The organism is Arthrobacter sp. ISL-69 (assembly GCF_018613775.1).
In the GTDB taxonomy this organism is placed as follows: domain Bacteria; phylum Actinomycetota; class Actinomycetes; order Actinomycetales; family Micrococcaceae; genus Arthrobacter.
The window spans coordinates 1-20,294 of record NZ_JAGGPO010000011.1 but is presented as its reverse complement, the minus strand read 5'-3'; the positions used below and the strand labels follow the sequence as shown (position 1 = coordinate 20,294).

The window sequence follows — 20,294 nt, the reverse complement described above, 5'->3', positions numbered from 1 at the left end:
AGCGACATTGCTGCTGTGAAGGACGATGCGGGAGACTGCTCCTGAGAGCCAAGTCACACTGTAAGCGCTTGCACTGACATTTTCCAGCAAATTCCAAGGTTGCTTGGTACCGTCCCCGGTTCGGTAGCATGAATCCCACCGCCTGCCGCTGAGGGAGCCTGTACTTGCCATCAGAAAGCACATCGCGGACCGGCCGCACCGGGACTGCGGACAGTCCGGAAGACCCGGTCCGCCGTCTCCGCGCCGCGGGCTGCGTCTTTGCCGAAGACGAAGCCCGCCTGCTCGCCGAGGCAGCAACCTCAGCCGCGGAGCTCGAGGCGATGATCGAACGGCGCATCGCCGGACTCCCGCTCGAACACATCCTCGGCTGGGCTGAATTCTGCGGGCTTCGCATCGGTGTGGCTACAGGCGTCTTTGTGCCGCGCCGCCGGACCGAGTTCCTTGTCCGGCAGGCGGAGCTGCTGTTCCGCGCTTCCGACGGCGGCGGTTCCCACGACGACGGCGGGACTTCCGACGGCGGCCGCCGCGCCGCCGTCGTCGACCTCTGCTGCGGTTCCGGTGCCGTGGGGGCTGCCCTCGCGGCGCGCCTGGCCGGAATCGAACTGCATGCCTCGGACCTGGACCCCAACGCAGTGCGGTGCGCCAAGCGGAACCTGGAACCGGCCGGCGGCCGCGTCCATGAGGGCGACCTCTTCGACCCGCTGCCGCCCGGGCTCCGCGGCCGCATCCGGGTCCTGGTGGCCAACGCGCCCTATGTCCCCACGGCAGCGATCGGGACCATGCCGCCGGAGGCCCGCACGCACGAACCGCGGATGTCCCTGGACGGCGGGCCGGACGGGCTGGACATCCAGCGGCGGGTTATTGCCGGGGCAACGGACTGGCTTGCACCGGGCGGCCACGTGCTGATCGAGACGAGCCGGGGCCAGGCACGGCAGACCATCGGTCTTATGCGGCAGGCAGGACTGACAGCCCGGCTTGCGAGCGACCCGGAGCTGGACGCCACTGTCGCGATCGGAACCGTAGCAATCGGAACCGTCGCGATCGGAACCGTGTAGAGCCTGTCGCCTCCTACCTCAGCCAGCCTTCCGGCCGGGGTCATGGTGGACCCTAATGAGGTCCGCCAGGGTTTCCTGCGTCCCCAGATGCAGCTCGATCGACGGCGGCAGCCCCGTCACGTGCGCGTTGTTTCCCGAAACCTCGATCGTCAGCCGGGAACCTGCCAGCGGCACCTGCTCTTTCCGAAGGTAGCCGAATCCGTCCGGGAAGGCCGGGCTCAGCCAGAGCCGGCCGGTGGAGGCGGAAGGATCAAAACGCAGCAGGACCCGGATGAGGTGGATGGGGGTGGCAGCGGCCCAGGCCTGCGGTGAGCACGACGACGGGTAGGCCACCGGGGCCCGGCCCGCTTCGCGCGGGAAGCCGCAGAAAAGCTCCGGGAGCCTGCCGCCAAAAGCCTCCGCGGCGTCGAAGATGGCCATCGCCACGCGCTGGGACTCCTCGACGAAACCGTAGCGCATCAGCCCGTCGGCAATCAGGGCATTGTCGTGCGGCCACACGGAGCCGTTGTGGTAGCTCACGGGGTTGAAAGCACCCATGGTGGAAGCCAGCGTACGGACGCCCCAGCCGGAAAACATGTCCGGCTCCATCAGGCGCCGCGCCACGAAGGCCGCTTTGTCATCGTCCACGATGCCCGACCACAGGCAGTGCCCCATGTTGGAGGCGCAGGCATCCACGGGCCGTTTGTCCTTGTCCAGGGCCACAGCGAAGTAGCCGCGTTTCGGCAGCCAGAACCTGCGGTTGAACTCCTCCTTCAGTTCGGCAGCACGGTCGCCCCAGGTGCGGGCCAGGGTGGCGTCTCCAGCGTCCAGGGCCAGCAATGCCCGGGCCACATAGGCGCTGTAGACATAGCCTTGGACCTCGCACAGGGCGATGGGCGGCTCGGCGAGGGTGCCGTCCGCAAAGTTGACGCCGTCGTAGGAGTCTTTCCAGCCCTGGTTGAGGAGCCCGTGCCGGGTGGCGCGCTCATACTCCACAAAGCCGTCCCCGTCACGGTCGCCGTAGCTGGTAATCCAGTCCAGCGCACGGTCCGCACTGGGCAGGAGTTCCTGCACTGCCCGGGTCTCCAGCCCCCAGCGGCTCACTTCCCCCAAGAGCTTGACGAACAGCGGAGTGGCATCCGCCGTCCCGTAATAGGTCGTGTCCCCGCCCAGCGACAGGGCGGCGCCGGAACCGAGCCGCACCTCGTGGAGGATCCGTCCGGGCTGCTCCTCGGTGAGCTTGTTGATCTTTTGGCCCTGGTGTTCGGCGAGGGTCTGGAGCGTGCCAAGCGCGATCGTGGGATCCACCGGAAGCGCCATGAGGGAGGTCAGCAGCGAGTCGCGTCCGAATAGGGCCATGAACCACGGGGCTCCCGCGGCAAGAACCGTACGGTCCGGATGCGCCGGGTCCGCGATCCGCAGCGAGCCCAGGTCCTGCTGGCTCTGGCGCAGTACCCTTTCGAGCGCTGGATTGTCCATGCTGACCTGGGGTGCAGCGGCGCCCCAGCGTCGGTGCCGAAGCGCGGGAACGGACTCGTGCTGCGGGATGCCGGCGGAGAACTTGCCCGCAGGTTCGCTGCCGTCCGAGCTTGGCGTGACCACAATGGTGGCGGTCCAGGATCCCTTCGCCGGAATTGTCACCTTGTACATCACGCCGTGACGGTTCACGTCCCCTCCCGGCGCCCTGACCGTCACAGCCAGCAGCCTGCCGTTGTGGCGGCCGCTGATGATCAGCCGGTCGCCCTCCGGCCGGTAGGAGGGGCGCAGCTGCCGGGTCTTCCGGCCGGCCTTAACCTCGAACAGGTCCGCGAAGTCCGCCTCCACTGCCAGTTTGATGCTGCAGGGTGCGGGGGCGCTGGAGTAGTTGTGCACGGTCAGCGTCTCGCGGACGCCGTCGCCCACCTGCCGGTCACGGTCGATCACCATAGGGCGGTCGGCCGCTCCGTCCGGCTGGGGCGCGCGGCCGGTGAACACTGCCCGGTAGGGTTCCGGGTTCACCGATGTGAGTTCTTCCACCAGGTGGTTGTTGATCATCAGGTTCCAGCGCGAGATGATCCGGGTGTCCTGATAGAAGGCGCCGTGCGCCAGGGCGAGGTCCAGATCGCCGTTCCCGGCCGAAATAAAGAAGGAGGATCCTTCAACGATGGTCACTGCGTTGTGGCCGATTGAGCCAGCGGTGTCCAGGTTCCAGCCGTTCATGGCCGCCGCCGACGGGCCGGATGCGCCGGGGAGGTTGCGTGGATCGGGGCCAGGCGTCGAAAGCTCATGAATTCACTCCGGACCGAGGATTCAATGGCTGACTGCTTAGCCACCCACATTCTAAAATTCCGGCTGACTTCGGGCAAGGATTTTGAGGCCCGGCAGGGACGCAAACCGTGCCGGTGCGGCCGGAACGAAGGGGCGCCGCCGGGAACAGGAAACGGGGCCCTCCCTGGCCGGACAATGCGTCCGGCACGGGAGGGCCCCGCCCTGTTGAGGCTGACTCCGTGAACTAGCTGGAAGTCCGCTCAGGGTTAACGTTCGTGGCGGCCCCGGCAGGCGTAGCGCCGCCTTCGTCGGACCAGTCCTGGCCGGTTGAGTCATTCAGCGCCGGATCGCTAGTGACGTCGGCTGTGCTGCTTTCAGGTGTGCTGCCGTCTGAGGTGCCGAGGTTGACGGTCTCCGGGTGCGTGCTGTGGGACGGGACGTAGTCGCCGGCCGGCAGCAGGCTCTCCGTGCTCGAATCGCCGCTTTTCGCCGGGCTGACCTTGGCGCCGCTCTTGCCGGTGCCGGCCGCGTTGTCACGGTGGACGGCGGAACTGATGACCGTGCCTGCGCGGCGGGCGGCCTCGGTCAGCTGGTCGGAGACTTCGGGGGCCTTTTCCTTGACCGCCTCGGTCGCGGCAGCCACTTTGTCCTGGACCGGCTTGCTGTCCCAGAGGGCGGCAGCCCGTGCCTTGATTTTCTCGTAGGCGGCGCGGCCGGACCTGGATCCCAGGATAAATCCGGCTGCCACACCTGTACCAAAAAGAAGTTTTGCTTTCATGTTGTACTCCTGCTCCGTGAGAAGGTTCCGTACTCGGGCGGACCGTTCAAGGGGTTGCCCACAAACAAAAGGCCACAAAATAGAGGGCCGTGAATGAAAAACGGCCCCCGGGAACGAATCCCGGGGGCGTTTTTCAGGCCAGACTCCGCTTTAGCGGGCTGTGCGCTTGGTGACCATGCCGTAAACGAGCAGGACGATGATCGCACCGCCAATGGCCAGGAGCCATGTGGACAGCGAGAAGAACTCGTTGATGCCAACGCCGAAGAGCGCGCCGCCAATCAGTCCGCCCAAGAGGGCACCGACCACACCGAGCAGCAGCGTGATGAAGATGCCGCCACCCTGCCGGCCGGGGAGGATTGCCTTAGCGATGGCTCCGGCGATGAGGCCCAGAATCAGAAATGCGAAAAAACCCATTTTATCGTTCCTTCTTCTTTCATTGAGGAGGTGCCCGGATCCCGGGCACGCTTCATCCTTCTACCTAATACTAATCATGCTTAGTATTAATCTGCCAGTCGGCGGCCCTGTGAGTTTCTGGGGAGCACCGGCTTTCAGTGACCTTGGACGTCAGAATTAACTCCGGACTCGTCACCTCCGTCCAGCGTGGCGATGGCAGTTACGTCGTCCGTGTCCAAGGCAAAGTCGAAGATGCCCAGGTTCTCTTTCATGCGTTGTGGATTGGCCGACTTGGGGATGGCAACGAGGCCCTGCTCGATGTGCCAGCGGAGAACGATCTGGCCAGGGGTCTTGCCGTGCTTTTGGGCGATCTTTCCCAGTACTGGGGCGTTCAGGAGGTCGCTGCCCGCGCCGAGCGGACTGTACGACTCGGTTGCGATTCCATGCCGCCGGTTGTAGGCGATATCCACTATCCGGGTGATGGACGGGCTGACCTGGATCTGGTTGACGGCCGGCACCACATCGCAGGCGTCCATAAGTCTTTCCAGATGCGCAGGCTTGAAGTTGGAGACGCCGATTGAACGTACTTTGCCGTCGGCCTGCAGCCGTTCAAAAGTTTTCCAGGTGGAGATGAATTCGTCCCGCCGGGGGAGGGGCCAGTGGATCAACAGCAGGTCCACGTAGTCCAGGCGGAGGCGTTTGAGTGATCCGTCCAGTCCGGCCACGGCCCTGTCCTGGCCTTGGAATTCGCCGTCCAGTTTGGTGGTGATGAACAGCTCGGACCGGTCCAGGCCGCTCGAGCGGATGCCGTTACCCACGCCCGCTTCGTTGCCGTATTTCACCGCAGTATCGATGTGGCGGTAACCGGCTTCCACGGCCTGCACGACGGCGGCAGCCACCTGTTCGTCGTCCAGCGGCCAGGTCCCCAGTCCGATCTGGGGAATCCGGTGTCCGTCATTGAGCTCAATCACTGGTGAAAGTGCCATTCAATGAGTCTTTCCTATCGGAGTCGGTTTGCACAGATCTCCAACGGCACAGTCTTCCAACGATTCGTTTACGGCCGGCGGGCCCAGGCGACCAACCGGTCGCTGAGCTCCATGAATCCGGCGTCAACCTGCTGCAGTTCGGGGTGCGCGTCGTGCCAGCGGACGATTTCCCGGGCGCCGTCCCCGAACGGGATGGAGCAGTGGAAGGACGGCACGAGCGATTTGATCTTCGAGTTGTCGAACACCACGGAGTGCGCCCTGTCGCCGAGCAGCCACGGGCCACGTCCGGAATCGTGCGCCGCGATGGTTTCCGAGGCCACATGCACCAGCTCCGGTGCCGCGACGCCGGCAGCCCGGGCAAACAGCCGGTACACCTGGTCCCAGGGGAGGAACTCGTCAGAGGTGATGGTGTAGCTCTCGCCCACGGCCTGCGGCCGGCCCAGCAGGCCAACGAACGCCTTGGCGAAATCCCGGCTGTGCGTCAGCGTCCACAGCGACGTGCCGTCCCCATGGACCAGCACCGGCAGGCCCTGCCGCATGCGGTGGATGTCCGTCCAGCCTCCCAGCAGGGCAATTTTCGTGCGGTCGTACGTGTGGGAGGGGCGGACCACCGTGACCGGGAAGCCGTCGTCCCGGTAGGCCCGCATGAGCAGGTCCTCGCAGGCGATTTTGTCCCGGGAATACTGCCAGAAGGGGTTGCGCAGCGGCGTCGATTCCAGGATCGGCAGGCGGGCGGGTGGTTTCTGGTACGCGGAGGCTGAGCTGACGAACACGTACTGGCCGGTCCGGCCCGAGAACTGCCCGATGGCCGCCGCCGCGTGGTCCGGGGTGAAGGAAATAAAGTCGGCCACGGCGTCGAACTCGCGGCCCCGCAGCGCCTCGCGCACGGCCGCGGCGTCCCGGATATCGGCGGTGACCACCTCGGCGCCTTCGGGCGCCGGCCGGGTCGCGGACTTTCCGCGGTTCAGGATGGTGAGCCGGTGGCCCAGCGCGACGGCGTGTTCCGCCGCCGCCGCGCTGATTACGCCGGTTCCGCCGATGAACAGGATGTCCGACGGCGCCGCCACCGTTCCGGGACGAGTCACCAGGCGTAGTCTTCCGGGGCCGTCCGGTGGCCGGGGAAGATGTCGTCAAGGCGCTTGAGCGTATCGGCGCCGAGCGTCACGTCCAGGGCCCTGATGGCGGCGTCGAGCTGTTCCTGCGTGCGCGGACCCACGATCGGTGCGGTGACCGCAGGCTGGTGCAGCAGCCACGCGAGGGCAATGTCCCCGGGCTCGTGGCCGAGGTCGTCGGCCAGGTCCTCGTACTGGCGGATCTGTTCCTGGTGCTTCTTCAGCGTTTCCGCGGCCCGTCCTTCGGTGCGCCGGACGCCATCGCGCTCTTTCTTTAGTACCCCGCCCAGCAGGCCGCCGTGCAGGGGCGACCAGGGGATCAGCCCCAGTCCGTACTGCTGCGCGGCCGGGATGACTTCCAGCTCCACGTTGCGGGTGAGGAGGTTGTAGATGGACTGCTCGCTGACCAGGCCGGTGAAGTTGCGCCGGGCGGCGGATTCCTGGGCCTGGGCGATGTGCCAGCCGGCAAAGTTGCTGCTGCCCGCGTACAGGATCTTGCCCTGCTGGACGGCCACGTCCATCGCCTGCCAGATCTCGTCCCACGGCGCGTTCCGGTCGATGTGGTGGAACTGGTAAATGTCGATGTAGTCCGTCTGGAGCCGCTTGAGGCTGGCGTCGAGGGCCCGCCGGATGTTCAGCGCGGACAGCTTGGACTCGTTGGGCCGGTCCGTCATGGTGCCGTAGAGCTTGGTGGCCAGCACGGTGCGCTCGCGCCGCTCGCCGCCCCGGGCGAACCAGCGGCCAATGATTTCCTCGGTCCAGCCGTGCCGGCCGGAGCCGCCGTAGACGTTGGCTGTGTCAAAGAAGTTGATGCCGGACTCGAGGGCGGAGTCCATGATGGAGTGCGCGGCCGCTTCTTCGGTCTGGGGTCCGAAGTTCATGGTGCCCAGGCACAGGCGGGATACTTTCAGGCCCGAACGGCCAAGGTGGGTGTACTGCATGCTGAGGGTCCTTTGGGTTGTGGGTTCCTGGTGTCTGGCGCCGGCGCGGCGCCGGCTACATCTGGCTGAAGGCGGCGACGGCGGGGTCGGCGCCCGCCCGTGCACCGGATTCCAGCGCGGTGATTTCGGTAAGTTCTGCGGGCGAGAGTTCGACGGCGACGGCACCGAGGTTCTCCCGCATTCGCTTCGAATCGGCGGACTTGGGGATGACGATGGTGCCCTGGGCGAGGTGCCAGGCCAGGACCACCTGGGCCGGCGTTGCGCCGTATTTGCCGGCCAGCGCTTTTACTGTGGCGGCATTCAGGTCAGACCCCTGGCCCAGCGGACTGTAGGCCTCCACAGCGATGCCGAGGTCCCGGCATTTGGCCGCCAGTTCCTGCTGTTGGAAGGTGGGGTGAATTTCGAACTGGTTCACGGCCGGGACCACATCCGCCGCCGGGAGGAGGGTGTCCAGGTGCTCCGGAAGGAAGTTGGAGACGCCGATGGCGCGGATCTGGCTGTTGGCGTAGAGCTTTTCCATCGCTTTCCACGCGTCGGTGAAGAGGCCCTGGGACGGCACCGGCCAGTGGATAAGGTAGAGGTCCACGAAGTCGACGCCGAGTGCCTTGCGGCTGTTCTGGAAAGCCTCGTGTGCGGTGCCCTGTTCGCCGTTGCGGAGCTTGGTGGTGATGAAGATTTCCTCGCGCGGAATGCCGGAGGCGGCAATGGCGGCCCCGACGCCTGCTTCGTTGCGGTAGGCCGCGGCGGTGTCAATGTGGCGGTAGCCGGCCTCGAGCGCGTCCTCGACGATGCGCTGTGTTTCTTCCGGCGGCACCTGGAAGACGCCGAAGCCGAGCTGCGGGATCTGTACGCCGTTGTTGAGGGTCAGCTGCGGGATGGTGGTTTGGTGCGTCTGGGACATCGTCAGTTCTTCCGGTCGTAGGGCTCGCGGGAAACCGCTTTCATGTGGGCTATGCATCGAGCCTATGCACTTTCCGGTGCCCTGTCAGTAGGCATGGCTGTTCCTGTTTTTCCTAGGACTGGCAGTCCTACCTTCGTTGTAGAAAGGGAGCTTCCCCGCCGTGCACAATGGAAGGCATGGGTCAGAGCGCCGAGTTTGGAAAATTCCTCAAAGCCATGCGGTCACGGCTGAAGCCGGAGGACGCCGGGCTGTCCGGCACAACGGGTGCCCGGAGGGTCCCCGGGCTGCGCCGTGAGGAGATAGCCCGGCTGGCGGATGTCAGCACGGACTATTACACCCGCCTGGAGCAGGGCCGCAACATCCACCCGTCCAGGGCCGTGCTAGATTCCGTGGCGCGGGCGCTGCGCCTGGACTCCAGCGAGCAGGCGCACATGATGGACCTCCTGGAACACTGTGCTGAATCGCAGCGTCCGCCGATCCCGGCCCAAAGCGTCCGGCCGGCGCTGCGCCAGCTGCTGGGCGCAGTGGGCGATGTTCCGGCGCTGGTCCTGGGCCGTCGGAGCGATGTCCTTGCCGGTAACCGCCTGGCCTTCCTGTTATTTGCCGACTTCCTTGCCATGCCCGCAGGGGAGCGTAACCTGACCCGTTGGCTCATGCTGGAGCCGCGCACCCGCGAACTGTTCCGGGACTGGAAGACCGTGGCGGCCGAAGCCGTCGGTGCCCTGCGCGTGGACGTCGGCCGGCACCCGAACGATGCCCAGGCCAATCAGCTGGTGGGCGAACTCGCGGTGCACAGCGAACACTTCCGCCAGTGGTGGGCCGGGCACAGGGTGGCCGCGCCGTCCGCCGGCAGCCTTCGGCTCCACCATCCCGTGGTCGGGGACCTGGAACTGAACTTTGAAAACCTGGTGTTGCCGGACGACCCGGACCAGGTCCTCCGGGTGTTTTCCGCGAAGCCGGGTTCGCCGTCGGCCGATTCCCTGACGCTGCTGGGCAGCTTCGGTGCCGGAGATGCCGGGGACTCCGGCGGTGTGTCGGGGAGCACCGGCGGACCGCTGGCCACACAAATAGCGGATGTCAGCGACGCCGGCAGCGCGTCCTAAGCCCGTAACGGCCCGGTAACTGCCGGGATCTTGCCGTGCCCTGACATAAGTTCTGCTTATCCGTCCACGCAGAATAGGTCTTATCCATTCCTCCACCGAGTCCCTACGCTCGAATGAAGGAACCGTTCTTTGGTTGCGTCCCACTCAAGAACCTGGAAGAGACCATGCCTGATTTTTCCCCAGCAGCCCGCGTCAGCCGCATCAAATCGTCTCCTAGCGTGGCAGCTGCCGCGAGGGTACGTGAACTCAAAGCCGAGGGCCGCCGGATCCTTGACCTGACGGTCGGTGAACCGGACTTCGACACACCGCCGCACATCAAGGCCGCGGCCGTCGCCGCCATCGACGCCGGTGAAACGAAATACACCTCCGTCAGCGGCACCCCCGTGCTCCAGAAAGCCATCCTGGGCAGGCTGGAATACCACACCGGGGTCAGGTTCGAACCGGACCAGATCACCATCGGCGGCGGTGCGAAGCAAGTGATCTTCCTGGCGCTCATGGCCACCCTGGACGCCGGGGACGAGGTCATTATCCCGGCTCCATATTGGGTGTCCTACCCGGACATGGTCCTGGCGAACGACGGGACGCCCGTCATTGTCCCGTGCACGGAGGAGACCGGCTTCAAACTCACGCCGGAAACGCTGCGCGGTGCCATTACGCCCCGCACCAAGTGGCTGATCCTCAACTCGCCGTCGAACCCCACCGGCGCCGTCTACAGCCGCCAGGAACTTGGTGCCCTGGCCGAGGCACTTCGGGATTTCCCGCAGGTCTACGTCCTGACCGATGAAATTTACGACGAAATCTACTTCGGCCAGGGCCGGATTGCCAGCCTCGTCGAGGTGGCTCCGGAGCTGAGGGAACGGATCTTCCTGGTGAACGGGGTGTCCAAGGCTTATGCGATGACCGGGTGGAGGCTTGGCTATGCAGCCGGTCCCGCGCCGCTCATCGCAGCCGTAAACAAACTGCAGTCCCAAATGTCGTCCTGCCCGTCCTCGGTCAGCCAGGCAGCGGCCGCGGCAGCCCTGTCGGGCCCCCAGGACTTCGTCAGCGAGGGTGTTGAAGTCTACCGGGACCGCCGTGACGCCGCCGTGGCCGGCCTCAACGCCGTCGACGGCCTGCACTGTGCCCCCGCCGAAGGCGCCTTCTACGCCTACGTAAACTGCGCCGGCGTCATTGGAAAGCGGACACCTGACGGCGCCGAAATCAGCTCCGATGAGGACTTCACGCTGTACCTCCTCGACGCGGCGCACGTCGCCACGATCCATGGATCCGCCTACGGGCTCGGACCGTACTTCCGCATCTCCTTTGCCACCAGCCTGGACATCATCCAGGAAGCCACGGCGGCCATCGACAAGGCCGTCCGGGCCGTCAGCTGAGCTCCGGCGCCATCCGGCTGCACCTCCGCCTCACCCAACCAGCAATCCCCACTCCTGTTAGGAAATCTCCCATGATCCACGTCAAGGCCAACATCGAACGCCCGGACGCCGACGTCGTCAGCCGGCTCGCCGCATTTTCCTCCGCCACCATCCACGAAGCCCAGGGCCGCAAGGGCGCCCTGAGCTCGCGGATCAAGCCGATCGACCGGTCCATGTCCTTCTGCGGGCCGGCCGTCACTGTGCGCTGCGCACCCCAGGACAACCTGATGCTCCAGGTGGCCATCCACTACGCCCGGGCCGGCGACGTTGTCCTGGTGGCGGCAGGGGAGTACGAGGAGGCCGGGACGTTCGGCGACGTGCTGGGCAACGCCATGAAGGCCAAGGGGATCGCCGCGATGGTCACGGACTCGGGCGTACGCGACACCCAGGACCTGATCGAGCTGGGGTTGCCGGTCTTCTCGGGCAACATCTGCATCAAGGGCACGGTGAAGGAAACCCTGGGTCCGATCAACCACCCCGTCGTGTTCGGCGACGAAATCATCTACCCCGGTGACATCCTTCGCGGCGACGCTGACGGCGTCGTTGTGGTCCGGCGCGAGGAAGCCGAGGAAGTCATCGCCCTGTCACAGGCACGCGACGACGCCGAACGCGAATTGATCAGGCAGTACCACGACGGCGGAACCACCATTGAGCTCTGCAAGCTGACCGACGTGCTGAAGGCCAAGGGATTGCTCGTGGAAGTCTAGGAAGCCGCCCCCCGGCTACGCAGGAAGGCCCGGCCAGACACGTGAGTCCAGAACGAACAGGCAGCTGATGCCCTCAAATCCCCGATCTGAGGGCATCAGCTGCCTGTTCGCGCTTACCTGGCTCAATCCGCCAGCCGGCTCCTGGTATCGACGAGGTACCAGGTGGTGCCGCGACCTGCGCGGGTGGGCATGATGCTGCCTTCAAAGACGAACAGCGGATCGGCAGTGTCGGCTTCGGCGCGCCAGAAACCGTTGACGGGGCAGTGGCTTCCTGTCCTCGCCGCCAGCCGGCTACCGGGACGGGGGGTGAGTGCAGCGGTTGTGCCTGTTTTCTTCATGGCGGTATTCCTCACGGATTCCCTGGTCAATTCCCGCGGAACGGGGAATTGAATCAATTTGTTTCCTTGATCCTAGGGAAATTCCAGCGCCGTGAATAATACCTAATTCGGGTGATCCGATAAGGGGGAACTATGGCTGATTACCGCCACCTGGGAGTGCGATCTATTGGCCATATTTTTGGCTCATCATGTTCTGAAGCATTTCCTTCAATATAATCAGAACGGCGGATGCTGCCTCGGAAAGTGGTTCGTGGTCGGGGGTGCACAGTGCAATTTTTGACTGCAGCGCCGGGCCGGTAATGCGCAGCACCTGGAAGTCCTCTTCATGGAACAGGGCGTCCGCCGCGGACCGTGGCAGGATTGCGGCGCCCAGGTTGGCGCGCAGCAGCCTTGCGAGCGAGGGGACGGATTCCACCTCGCCCATCAGGCGCAGCCGGAGGTTGCTCTCGTCGAAACCACGTTCCACGATCTGGCGCAGGGTGTGGATCTTTTCGGGCAGGAAGAGTCCCAGCCCGGCCACATCACGGAGGCTGATCTCCCCGTCCGCTGCCTTGATCCCGGCTTCCGGGCTGATCACCAGGTAGAGGTCTTCGACGATCATGGTGGTGAACTGGACGCCGCGGATCGGCCCCGGCTCGTAGATGAGGGCCATGTCCAGCCGGCCGTTCTTGATGGCCTCGCTCAGGACGCCGCCATAGATCTCCGTCAGGTGCACGACGACGTCCGGGTACCGGCGGTTGACCTCGCTGATGATCTGCGGCGCGAGGCTGGAGGCCATGCTGTACGGGGCGATTGCAACGGAAACTCGGCCCGAAGGTGTTGCTCCGGATGTTTCCACGTCCTGGCGAGCCTGCTCCACCTGGCGAAGGATCATCTGGGCGTGCCGGTACAGGGTGTGGCCGGCCGCCGTCGGCTCGACGCCCTTCTTGCTGCGGATCAGCAGCCGCTGCTTCAGGTCGTTTTCGAGCGATGAAACCTGCTGGCTCAGCGCGGGCTGCGCAACATGCAGGGCCGCGGCCGCCTTGGTGATACTGCCGGAATCAACGATCTGCACGAAGTAGGCCAACTTCCTGGTGTCCATGCCTCTCCACCTTTCTCCGCCGCTCCCGGAAGGCAGTGGTCATAGCCCGATTCTATGTCTCCCGAACCCGCGTGAAGTTGGTGACCAGGGCTCACGGGTCATAGCGACTACCTATCACGTGACATTGAATCGGTCTTTGTGTGAGCTCCGTCTCGATGCCAGAATCTATTCAAGCAAAGACGGCCCGGAATATGGGAATTCATAACAAATTCCCGTGGGGTCATTCCGATTATTTATGGACTTTCAAATTTACTTACATGAAATATTCTTCTCCTAATGTTCCTGAAAAGGCATTGACCACCATCCACGTTAGTGAGGCAAAGATGAATCCAACAGTTGATCTCGTCGCCGATCTGGGCGAGGGCTTCGGCGCCTACACCATGGGGGATGACCCGGCCCTGCTCGAGGTTGTGTCCAGTGCGAACATCGCCTGCGGTTTCCACGCCGGTGACCCGGACATCATGGACGCCACGGTAGCCGAATGCGTGCGCCGCGGAGTCGGAATTGGCGCCCACCCCAGCTTCCCGGACCTCCGGGGTTTCGGTCGCCGGGCCATGGACCTGACTCCCGCCGAAGTACGCACCGACGTCCTCTACCAGCTTGGCGCGCTGTCCGGTTTTGCCGCGTACCACGGAACCCGGGTTGCCCATCTGGCACCGCACGGACGCCTGGGTAACCTCGTGGCCACGCGGGCGGACTATGCGGCCGCCGTGGCAGACGCCGCTCTTGGAGCCGATCCCCGGCTTATCATCCTGGCCCAGGACGGCGAACTTGCCCTAGCCGCCGCCGATCGCGGCCTTGATGTTGCCATTGTTGGCATCGCGGACCGCGCCTACGAAGCCGACGGCACCCTGGTCCCCCGGGGCCGGGACGGCGCAGTCATCCATGATCCTTCAGTGATCGTGGAACGGACAGTCCGGATGGTCTGCCAGGGCCTGATCGAAACCGTTGCCGGCTTCGACATCCCCATCCAGGCAGACACCATCCTGCTCCACGGCGACAACGCCGGAGCCGTGCAGCTTGCGCGGCTCATCCGGGCCGAGCTCACGGCGGCCGGGGTCACCATCGCCCCACTGGCACAGGTGCTGGCCGCCAGGCAGGCAAAGGTGGCCTGACATGTCCGTCAACGCAGCGGCCATCGAGGTGCACGAGTCAGGCGACTCTGCCCTGCGCGTGGTGGCAGTAGATGCAGACCGTGAAGCCAACTGGACAACGGTTCATCGCCTCGCAGAGTGGCTGGAATCCTCGGGAGCCGACGGAGTCTACGGCGCCGTTCCCACCTACGACTCCGTGCTGGTCGAATTTGATGCCCGCTCCACTTCGGCCCGCCAGGTCAGAGCATTCGTGCAGCTCGGGCTGCGCCAGCTCGGCCACGCCGACACCCAGGTCCGGGCACCCCGGGAGTTTGATGTGCCGGTGGTTTACGGCAGCGAATACGGCCCCGACCTGGAACGTGTTGCTAGCCAGCAGGGGCTCAGTACTGAAGAAGTCGTCAGGCTGCACTGCGCCGACTCCTACGTCATCCGGTGCCTTGGCGCCCCCGCTGGATCGCCCATGATGGACGGCCCCGATTTCCCGCTGCCTGTGCCCCGCCTCAAGGATCCCCGGCTGAGCGTGCCGGCAGGTGCCGTTGCCGTCGCAGGCCGCCAGGCCGTCATCGCCCCGGCCACCGCCCCCGGCGGATGGTGCGTCATCGGGCAGACCCCGCTCACCCTGCTGAACCTGGCCAACGAGCCGCTGGTCCCTTACATGCCCGGAGACAGGCTGAGCTTCATCCCCATCCCGGCGGCTGACTTCGGCGGGTACGCCGGGCGGTACCTGGAGCCGGCACGATGAGAGGCGTCCTGACCATCAGCCAGCCCGGAAACTCCGTGGTCACCGACCTTGGCCGGTTCCGCGGGCCGCGTTACGGGTTGCCCGTGAACGGCGCCCTCGACCAGTTCTCCGCCCGCGCCGCCAACATCCTTGCCGGCAACGAGGACAACGATCCCCTCATCGAAATCACGGCGCTGGACTTCCGGCTGCGGACGGACACCGACATCCTCGTTGCCGTCACGGGAGCGCCGGTCACCCTGTCCGTCGGCGGCCGAACCTGCCCGCAGTGGGAACCCGTCTCGGTCCGGGCCGGAGAAACCCTGGCGGTCCGGGGGATGGCCGGCGGGCTCCGCGCCTACCTGGCCGTACACGGTTCAGTCGCGGCACCGGTCCTGCTGGGAAGCTGCGCACCGGACACCGTCGTCGGCTTCGGCCTCAAACTGGCGGAAGGATCGCAACTGGAGGTCCGCCGCAGTGTGGCCCCGATCCGCCAGCCCTATTTCGACCTGCCGCTGTTCCGGCTGGGTCTTAACCGCCCCGAGTTCGGAACCGAGCTCGTAGTGGACGTCACCGACGGCCCGGACATCGACGAATTCGGCGACTCGGCCGGCCTGCTGTTGTCCTCGAGCTATATAGTCAGCGGACGCAGCAACCACATCGGCCTCCGCCTTGGCGGTGAATTGCCGGAACGGCAGTCGTCCGCCGAGCTGCTCTCCCGCGGCGTTCCGGTCGGGGCTGTGGAAGTCCCGTCCCGGGACGAACTCCTGGTCCTGCACCGCGGCCGAGGTGTCACCGCCGGCTATCCGGTCCTGGCCGTGGTGACCAGCATGTCCCTGGACATCCTGGCTCAGGCCAGGCCGGGTCACAAGGTCACCTTCCGAAGGACCACCGTGGCCGAAGCCGCCGGAGCCCTCCGGACGGCAACACGCCAACTCGAAAACCTCCGGGCCGCCGTCACCACGGTGTTCGGCCTCCTCGGGATCGGCGCCCAGCCCCATTGGCACGATCTGGCCCCGGCAGTAGGAAGCTAAAAACCCTCGCATCAGCTCCAAAGCCTTGCTACCCTCCCCTTAGTTAGGAAAGCCATGTCAACTTCAACGCGTGCGGCCCAGCCGCACCAAGAGCGGCTCAGCAGCAAGCAGACCCGCAAAGTCGTCACAGCCGGCTGCGTCGGCATTTTCGTGGAACTGTACGACAACGGCATCTTCGCCTTCATGGCGGGGACGCTGGCGCTCGTCTTCCTGGCGCCCGGCAACCCGGACAACGCGTTGCTGTTCGTTTTCGCCGGCTACGCGGTCTCGTTCTTCGTCCGGCCCCTCGGCGCGGTGGTCTGCGGCTTCCTCGGGGACCGGATCGGACGCCAGAAACTGCTGGTCTTCGTCATCCTGCTCATCAGCGTGGCCACCGCAGGCATCGGGCTCCTGCCCGCGTACTCCGCGATCGGCATCGCCGCACCCGTACTGCTTGTGCTGCTGCGGATGCTGCAGGGCTTCTCCGTCGGCGGCGAGGCTGCCGGTGCCATGACGTTCCTGGCTGAGCACGCCCCCGAAGGCAAGCGCGGCATCATCACTTCCTACGCACAGATCGCATCCTTCGCGGCTCTCCTCACCGGTACCCTCGTGGCGTTCTCCATGTCGCCGTGGCTCAGCCAGGCGGCCATCGACGGCGGCGGGTTCGGCGCCTTTGCGTGGCGTATCCCGTTCCTTGTCGCCATCCCCATGGGCATCATCGGCTGGTACATCCGCAAGGCCATCAGCGACACCCCCAACTTCGTGAAGCTGAAGGAAGAGGGCGGCCTGTCCAAGAACCCCCTCAAGGAAGCATTCAAGTCCGCCGAACACCGCCGTGCCATGGTCCTGGCCCTGTTCATCCCGCTGATGAACGGCTCCGGCTATTACGTTCTGTTCTCTTACATGCCCACGTTCCTGAAGGGCAAGCAGCTGAACTTCACCATCGGTGAGGCGCTCATCGTCACCGCCTGCAGCCTCGTCGCCATCTGCATCGCCATTCCGTTCATGGGCGCCCTGTCGGACCGTGTGGGACGCAAGAAAGTGATCGCCGGCTCGGCCATCGCCATGGCAATCGTCGGCATCCCGGCCTACGCGCTGATCGCCACCGGCAACATGGGCCTCGCCATCCTCGGCGCCTGCATCATGGCAGTGGTATTCGCCGGACACACCGCCGTCATCCACATCCTGATCGTGGAACTCTTCCCCACCCGCGTCCGCTACTCCGCCTACGGCCTGGGCTACAACGTTTCCTCCGCCCTGTTCGGAGGCACGGCCCCGCTGCTGATGACCTGGCTCATTTCGAGCACCGGCAACATCTACATGCCGGCGTTCTACGCCGTCATCACGGCGCTGGGTACCCTCGCGGCGGTCAGCACGGTCAAAGACCGGGCCCATGAGCCGCTTCGGGACGCCTGACCCGCAGCCGTACCTGATCCGCTCCGCCAGCAAATCCACAGCACGTTCGCCGGGTCCCGTTCCGGGGCCCGGCCGCCCAACCCTTCACTGGAGACCTGATGCCTTTTTCCGACTACACCACAGCCCTCGTCACCGGCGCATCCACCGGCATGGGAGCCGCCATCAGTGAACGGCTTGCCAAGCGCGGCCTGACCGTCCACGCCGTCGCCCGCAACCAGGAGCGGCTCGAGGAACTGGCGGACCGCACCGGCGCCGTTCCGCACGTCGTCGACCTCACCGACACCAAGGCCCTCGCCGCGGCGATTGACGGCCTCAATGTGGACGTGTTGGTGAACTGCGCCGGCGTCTCCCGCCCCGGCAACATCCTGGATTCCTCCGAGGACGACGTCGACGAACTGGTGGACGTCAACCTCCGCGGTCTCCTGCACCTGACCCGGCTGATCCTGCCCGGCATGGTGGAGCGCGACCTCGGCCACGTGGTCAACATCAGCTCCATTGCCGGCGTCTACAACTTCTACGGGCACACCGTTTACCACGCCACCAAGGCAGCGGTGCACCAGATTTCCCGCCAGCTCCGGAACGACACGGTGGGCAAGCGGATCCGTGTCACCGAGATCTGCCCCGGCCGGGTGGAAACGGAGATCTTCGGCCGCAACATGGGCGGCACGCCCGAGGCCATGGAGGAAGCCTGGCAGACGTACTACGAGGGCTTCGAATCGCTGACCACCGATGACATCGTCAACGCCCTCGACTACGCCATCGAAGCGCCGGCCCACGTGAACCTTGGAATGATGGAAATCATGCCTACGTTCCAGGTCCCCGGCGGCCTGGTGTTTGACCGCCGCTAGCCTGACCGCCGTCAGCCTCCGTGCTCCGATGGATGGCCTTGCGGCAACGGTGACTGTGCAGCCGCCCCATCAACCAGGGTGATTCTGGACGAACGCCCATTGGGGGAGTGCGGCTGGTTTCCTAGCCTTGGGGTAGACCTTTTCACTACCAAGGATGGGATTCAACGATGAAGCGCATCGCACTGCTCCGAGAGCGAGTGGCCACCTCCGGCGCCACAGGCACCCACTGCCCGGTATCCGGGCTGTGGGCTCCTGACGACGCACCGCATGACGGACAGACTTTTTTTGAAGGACACATTTTCCCGTCCTACAACGGATCGCCCACGGTCTGGCGCCGCAACACGGCGGGCGCAACCTCGCGCTAGGGCTGCGCCGCTAGCGCTCCAGGCGGAAGCCCAGTTTGATGGTTACCTGCCAGTCGGCCACCTTGCCGTCTGCCAGGTGGCCGCGGATTTCCTTGACCTCGAACCAGTCCAGGTTGCGGAGGGTCTTCGCGGCCTCGGCGATCCCGTTGCGGACGGCGGCGTCCACGCCTTCATTTGAAGTTCCGACAATTTCAGAAATGCTGTAGGTGTGATTCGACAACTTCGCTCCTCATAATCTCCATTGACACCCGGAACTGCGGGCCGTCCCTGCAGATTAGCCGACGAAGGTCGGAACGACTAGGGTTTCGCCGCGACGACGATGGCCGCGATTGCTCCAGCTGCGGCCGCAGGACACGATCGCGGCGAGGAACCCGGCAGTCGGTGCTCAGCGGTCGGGGCCGGCGGGAAGCGGGCCGTGCGGCACCCCGGGCCCGAACACCGGGCCCGGCTCCGGGCGCTTTGCCTTCAGGCCCGGGCCCGTGGGGCGCTGCCGTACCCGGCGCAGCACCCACGGGAACAGGTAATCCCTTGCCCAGACCAGATCACTGCTTCTGGCCTGCCTCCAGCTGCTGGTTGGCAGGACCTTGGGCTGCAGGGGCTGCAGGGTGTGGGGCACGTTCAGTGTCTCCAGCACCATGGCCGCGATGGTGTGGTGGCCCAAGGGCGAGAAGTGCAGGCGGTCCGGATCCCACATTTGCGGACCGGTCAGCTGACGCAGGCTCCAGAGGTCGGCCACCACGCCGTCGTGCCTGGCCGCTATGGTGCGGAGGTTTTCGTTGAAGATGGCCACCCTGCCTCGGATGCGGCTGAACACCGGCGTGTCGCCCCAGTCCGGTCCGGTGAAGAGCACCACGGTTGCACCGGTGGCGCTGAGCAGGCCGACGACCGGGTCCAGTTTCTCGGCCAGCTTGTCCGGATCGCTGCCGCGGAAGACGAGGTCGTTGCCGCCCGCGGAGAGCGTGACCAGGTCCGGCTTGAGTTCAAGTGCCGGACCCAGCTGGTCATCAACGATCTGCTGGAGCAGGAGGCCCCGGACCGCCAGGTTGGCGTAGGCAAAGTCCCGGTGGCCCAGGCTCAGCTCTTCGGCGACGCGGTCGGCCCAGCCCCTTACGCCGCCGGGGCTCCGCGGCTCCGGATCGCCGTAGCCCTCGGTGAAGGAGTCCCCCAGTGCCACAAAACGGTTCCACGGATGGGGCGCGGGAGTGCGTGCCGCGGAGGGTGTCCGTGCAGGTCCGGGAATGCTGAACGTGCTCACCCTCCCATCGTGACCCCCTGTTTCCGCGGAAAACAGGGCCGAAGGGCGCAATTCACCCTGCCCAGCGAAGCCTGATGGTGACGCCTGCTGCCACGAAGCCGGGCCAAGAAAATACCAAGGGGGGTATATGATTGGGGGAGTCCCGAAGCACGGAGGAAGTAATGGAACTGGATCCCGCCGACATGAAGCCTGTCATCAACCGGCTGCGCCGTGCGCAGGGGCAGCTTGCGGCTGTGACCCGGATGATCGAGGAGGGCCGTGACTGCAAGAGCGTGGTCACGCAGCTGGCCGCCGTTTCCAGCGCCCTGGACCGTGCCGGATTCTCCATTATTGCCACCGGCCTGCAGCAGTGCATGCAGCAGGAGGACCCCAGCCTGGACCGGGCTGAACTGGAGAAGCTCTTCCTCTCCCTCGCCTAGGTTGTGTCTGTTAATTGTGGACTCGGTGGAATGTGGCTATCGCTGCGAGCAGTACACCGCCGAGGAATGTGGTGGCGTACTTGTCGTAGCGGGTTGCAATTCCGCGCCAGTGTTTGAGGCGGTTGAAGCCGCG

22 protein-coding genes and 1 pseudogene are annotated in these 20,294 nt (G+C 65.4%); 11 read left to right on the top strand and 12 right to left on the bottom strand.

Annotated features, from left to right (window positions below; translation table 11 throughout):
- Positions 1-164 precede the first annotated feature (164 nt).
- A complete protein-coding gene (locus J7I79_RS06655) occupies positions 165-1,055 on the top strand; it encodes a putative protein N(5)-glutamine methyltransferase (protein WP_214951601.1) in 891 nt (296 codons plus the stop codon).
- Between the two features lie 18 nt (positions 1,056-1,073).
- Here J7I79_RS06655 and J7I79_RS06650 read toward each other — a convergent pair whose 3' ends face one another.
- The 7 genes from J7I79_RS06650 to J7I79_RS06620 all read right to left on the bottom strand — a co-directional run bounded on the left by J7I79_RS06650 (position 1,074) and on the right by J7I79_RS06620 (position 8,392).
- On the bottom strand, positions 1,074-3,233 hold the full coding sequence (locus tag J7I79_RS06650; RefSeq protein WP_214951599.1) for a glycogen debranching N-terminal domain-containing protein: 2,160 nt from the start codon (positions 3,231-3,233) through the stop codon (positions 1,074-1,076).
- 292 nt (positions 3,234-3,525) lie between these two features.
- Entirely contained in the window at positions 3,526-4,059 is a 534-nt protein-coding gene (locus J7I79_RS06645) for a YtxH domain-containing protein (protein WP_214951597.1), read from the bottom strand.
- 150 nt (positions 4,060-4,209) lie between these two features.
- Positions 4,210-4,473: a GlsB/YeaQ/YmgE family stress response membrane protein gene (locus tag J7I79_RS06640; protein WP_214951595.1), complete on the bottom strand. Its 264-nt coding sequence runs from the start codon at positions 4,471-4,473 to the stop codon at positions 4,210-4,212.
- A gap of 134 nt (positions 4,474-4,607) precedes the next feature.
- Positions 4,608-5,438 carry an aldo/keto reductase gene (locus tag J7I79_RS06635; RefSeq protein WP_214951594.1) on the bottom strand — a complete coding sequence of 277 codons (831 nt, stop codon included), beginning with the start codon at positions 5,436-5,438 and terminating at the stop codon, positions 4,608-4,610.
- A gap of 68 nt (positions 5,439-5,506) precedes the next feature.
- Entirely contained in the window at positions 5,507-6,523 is a 1,017-nt protein-coding gene (locus J7I79_RS06630; protein WP_214951592.1) for an NAD-dependent epimerase/dehydratase family protein, read from the bottom strand.
- Positions 6,520-7,491, bottom strand: coding sequence for an aldo/keto reductase (locus J7I79_RS06625; RefSeq protein ID WP_214951590.1), 972 nt, complete (start codon positions 7,489-7,491; stop codon positions 6,520-6,522). Before J7I79_RS06625 ends, J7I79_RS06630 begins: the two co-directional genes overlap by 4 nt.
- Before the next feature lie 55 nt (positions 7,492-7,546).
- On the bottom strand, positions 7,547-8,392 hold the full coding sequence (locus tag J7I79_RS06620) for an aldo/keto reductase (RefSeq protein ID WP_214951588.1): 846 nt from the start codon (positions 8,390-8,392) through the stop codon (positions 7,547-7,549).
- Between the two features lie 176 nt (positions 8,393-8,568).
- Here J7I79_RS06620 and J7I79_RS06615 point away from each other — a divergent pair, with 176 nt between their 5' ends.
- The 3 genes from J7I79_RS06615 to J7I79_RS06605 all read left to right on the top strand — a co-directional run bounded on the left by J7I79_RS06615 (position 8,569) and on the right by J7I79_RS06605 (position 11,614).
- Entirely contained in the window at positions 8,569-9,495 is a 927-nt protein-coding gene (locus tag J7I79_RS06615; protein ID WP_251042478.1) for a helix-turn-helix transcriptional regulator, read from the top strand.
- Positions 9,496-9,659: 164 nt separating this feature from the next.
- A complete protein-coding gene (locus tag J7I79_RS06610) occupies positions 9,660-10,868 on the top strand; it encodes an aspartate transaminase (RefSeq protein ID WP_214951586.1) in 1,209 nt (402 codons plus the stop codon).
- A gap of 71 nt (positions 10,869-10,939) precedes the next feature.
- Positions 10,940-11,614 (top strand): 4-carboxy-4-hydroxy-2-oxoadipate aldolase/oxaloacetate decarboxylase, encoded by a 675-nt coding sequence (locus J7I79_RS06605; RefSeq protein ID WP_214951584.1) that lies wholly within the window; start codon positions 10,940-10,942, stop codon positions 11,612-11,614.
- Positions 11,615-11,736: 122 nt separating this feature from the next.
- Here the strand turns inward: J7I79_RS06605 and J7I79_RS06600 are convergent, their stop codons facing one another.
- Both J7I79_RS06600 and nac read right to left on the bottom strand, forming a co-directional pair.
- On the bottom strand, positions 11,737-11,952 hold the full coding sequence (locus J7I79_RS06600) for a hypothetical protein (RefSeq protein ID WP_214951582.1): 216 nt from the start codon (positions 11,950-11,952) through the stop codon (positions 11,737-11,739).
- Positions 11,953-12,115: 163 nt separating this feature from the next.
- Complete coding sequence (gene nac / locus J7I79_RS06595) at positions 12,116-13,033, bottom strand: nitrogen assimilation transcriptional regulator NAC (protein WP_214951579.1); 918 nt, start codon at positions 13,031-13,033, stop codon at positions 12,116-12,118.
- A 323-nt stretch (positions 13,034-13,356) separates the two neighbouring features.
- Here nac and J7I79_RS06590 point away from each other — a divergent pair, with 323 nt between their 5' ends.
- From J7I79_RS06590 to J7I79_RS06565, 6 genes are all read left to right on the top strand, one after another.
- The gene (locus tag J7I79_RS06590) at positions 13,357-14,148 is read left to right on the top strand and encodes a LamB/YcsF family protein (protein WP_214951577.1); all 792 of its coding nucleotides are present in this window, start codon (positions 13,357-13,359) and stop codon (positions 14,146-14,148) included.
- A gap of 1 nt (position 14,149) precedes the next feature.
- Complete coding sequence (locus J7I79_RS06585; protein ID WP_214951575.1) at positions 14,150-14,869, top strand: allophanate hydrolase subunit 1; 720 nt, start codon at positions 14,150-14,152, stop codon at positions 14,867-14,869.
- Positions 14,866-15,879, top strand: a complete 1,014-nt coding sequence (locus tag J7I79_RS06580; RefSeq protein WP_214951573.1) for a biotin-dependent carboxyltransferase family protein — start codon at positions 14,866-14,868, stop codon at positions 15,877-15,879. The genes J7I79_RS06585 and J7I79_RS06580 overlap by 4 nt, the downstream gene beginning before the upstream one ends.
- 54 nt (positions 15,880-15,933) lie before the next feature.
- Complete coding sequence (locus tag J7I79_RS06575; RefSeq protein WP_214951571.1) at positions 15,934-17,274, top strand: MFS transporter; 1,341 nt, start codon at positions 15,934-15,936, stop codon at positions 17,272-17,274.
- Positions 17,275-17,372: 98 nt separating this feature from the next.
- A complete protein-coding gene (locus J7I79_RS06570; protein WP_214951568.1) occupies positions 17,373-18,122 on the top strand; it encodes an SDR family oxidoreductase in 750 nt (249 codons plus the stop codon).
- Positions 18,123-18,289: 167 nt separating this feature from the next.
- Positions 18,290-18,487, top strand: a complete 198-nt coding sequence (locus J7I79_RS06565) for a hypothetical protein (protein ID WP_104173834.1) — start codon at positions 18,290-18,292, stop codon at positions 18,485-18,487.
- A gap of 10 nt (positions 18,488-18,497) precedes the next feature.
- On the opposite strand, the gene J7I79_RS06560 is transcribed toward J7I79_RS06565, so the two are convergent.
- Both J7I79_RS06560 and J7I79_RS06555 read right to left on the bottom strand, forming a co-directional pair.
- On the bottom strand, positions 18,498-18,707 hold the full coding sequence (locus J7I79_RS06560) for a dodecin (protein ID WP_104173833.1): 210 nt from the start codon (positions 18,705-18,707) through the stop codon (positions 18,498-18,500).
- 165 nt (positions 18,708-18,872) lie between these two features.
- Complete coding sequence (locus tag J7I79_RS06555) at positions 18,873-19,742, bottom strand: SGNH/GDSL hydrolase family protein (protein WP_396020171.1); 870 nt, start codon at positions 19,740-19,742, stop codon at positions 18,873-18,875.
- A gap of 161 nt (positions 19,743-19,903) precedes the next feature.
- On the opposite strand from J7I79_RS06555, the gene J7I79_RS06550 reads away from it, so the two are divergent.
- The gene (locus tag J7I79_RS06550) at positions 19,904-20,161 is read left to right on the top strand and encodes a metal-sensitive transcriptional regulator (RefSeq protein ID WP_028270603.1); all 258 of its coding nucleotides are present in this window, start codon (positions 19,904-19,906) and stop codon (positions 20,159-20,161) included.
- A 10-nt stretch (positions 20,162-20,171) separates the two neighbouring features.
- On the opposite strand, the pseudogene J7I79_RS06545 reads toward J7I79_RS06550, so the two are convergent.
- Positions 20,172-20,294: pseudogene (locus J7I79_RS06545) on the bottom strand (IS5/IS1182 family transposase); the annotation flags it as partial.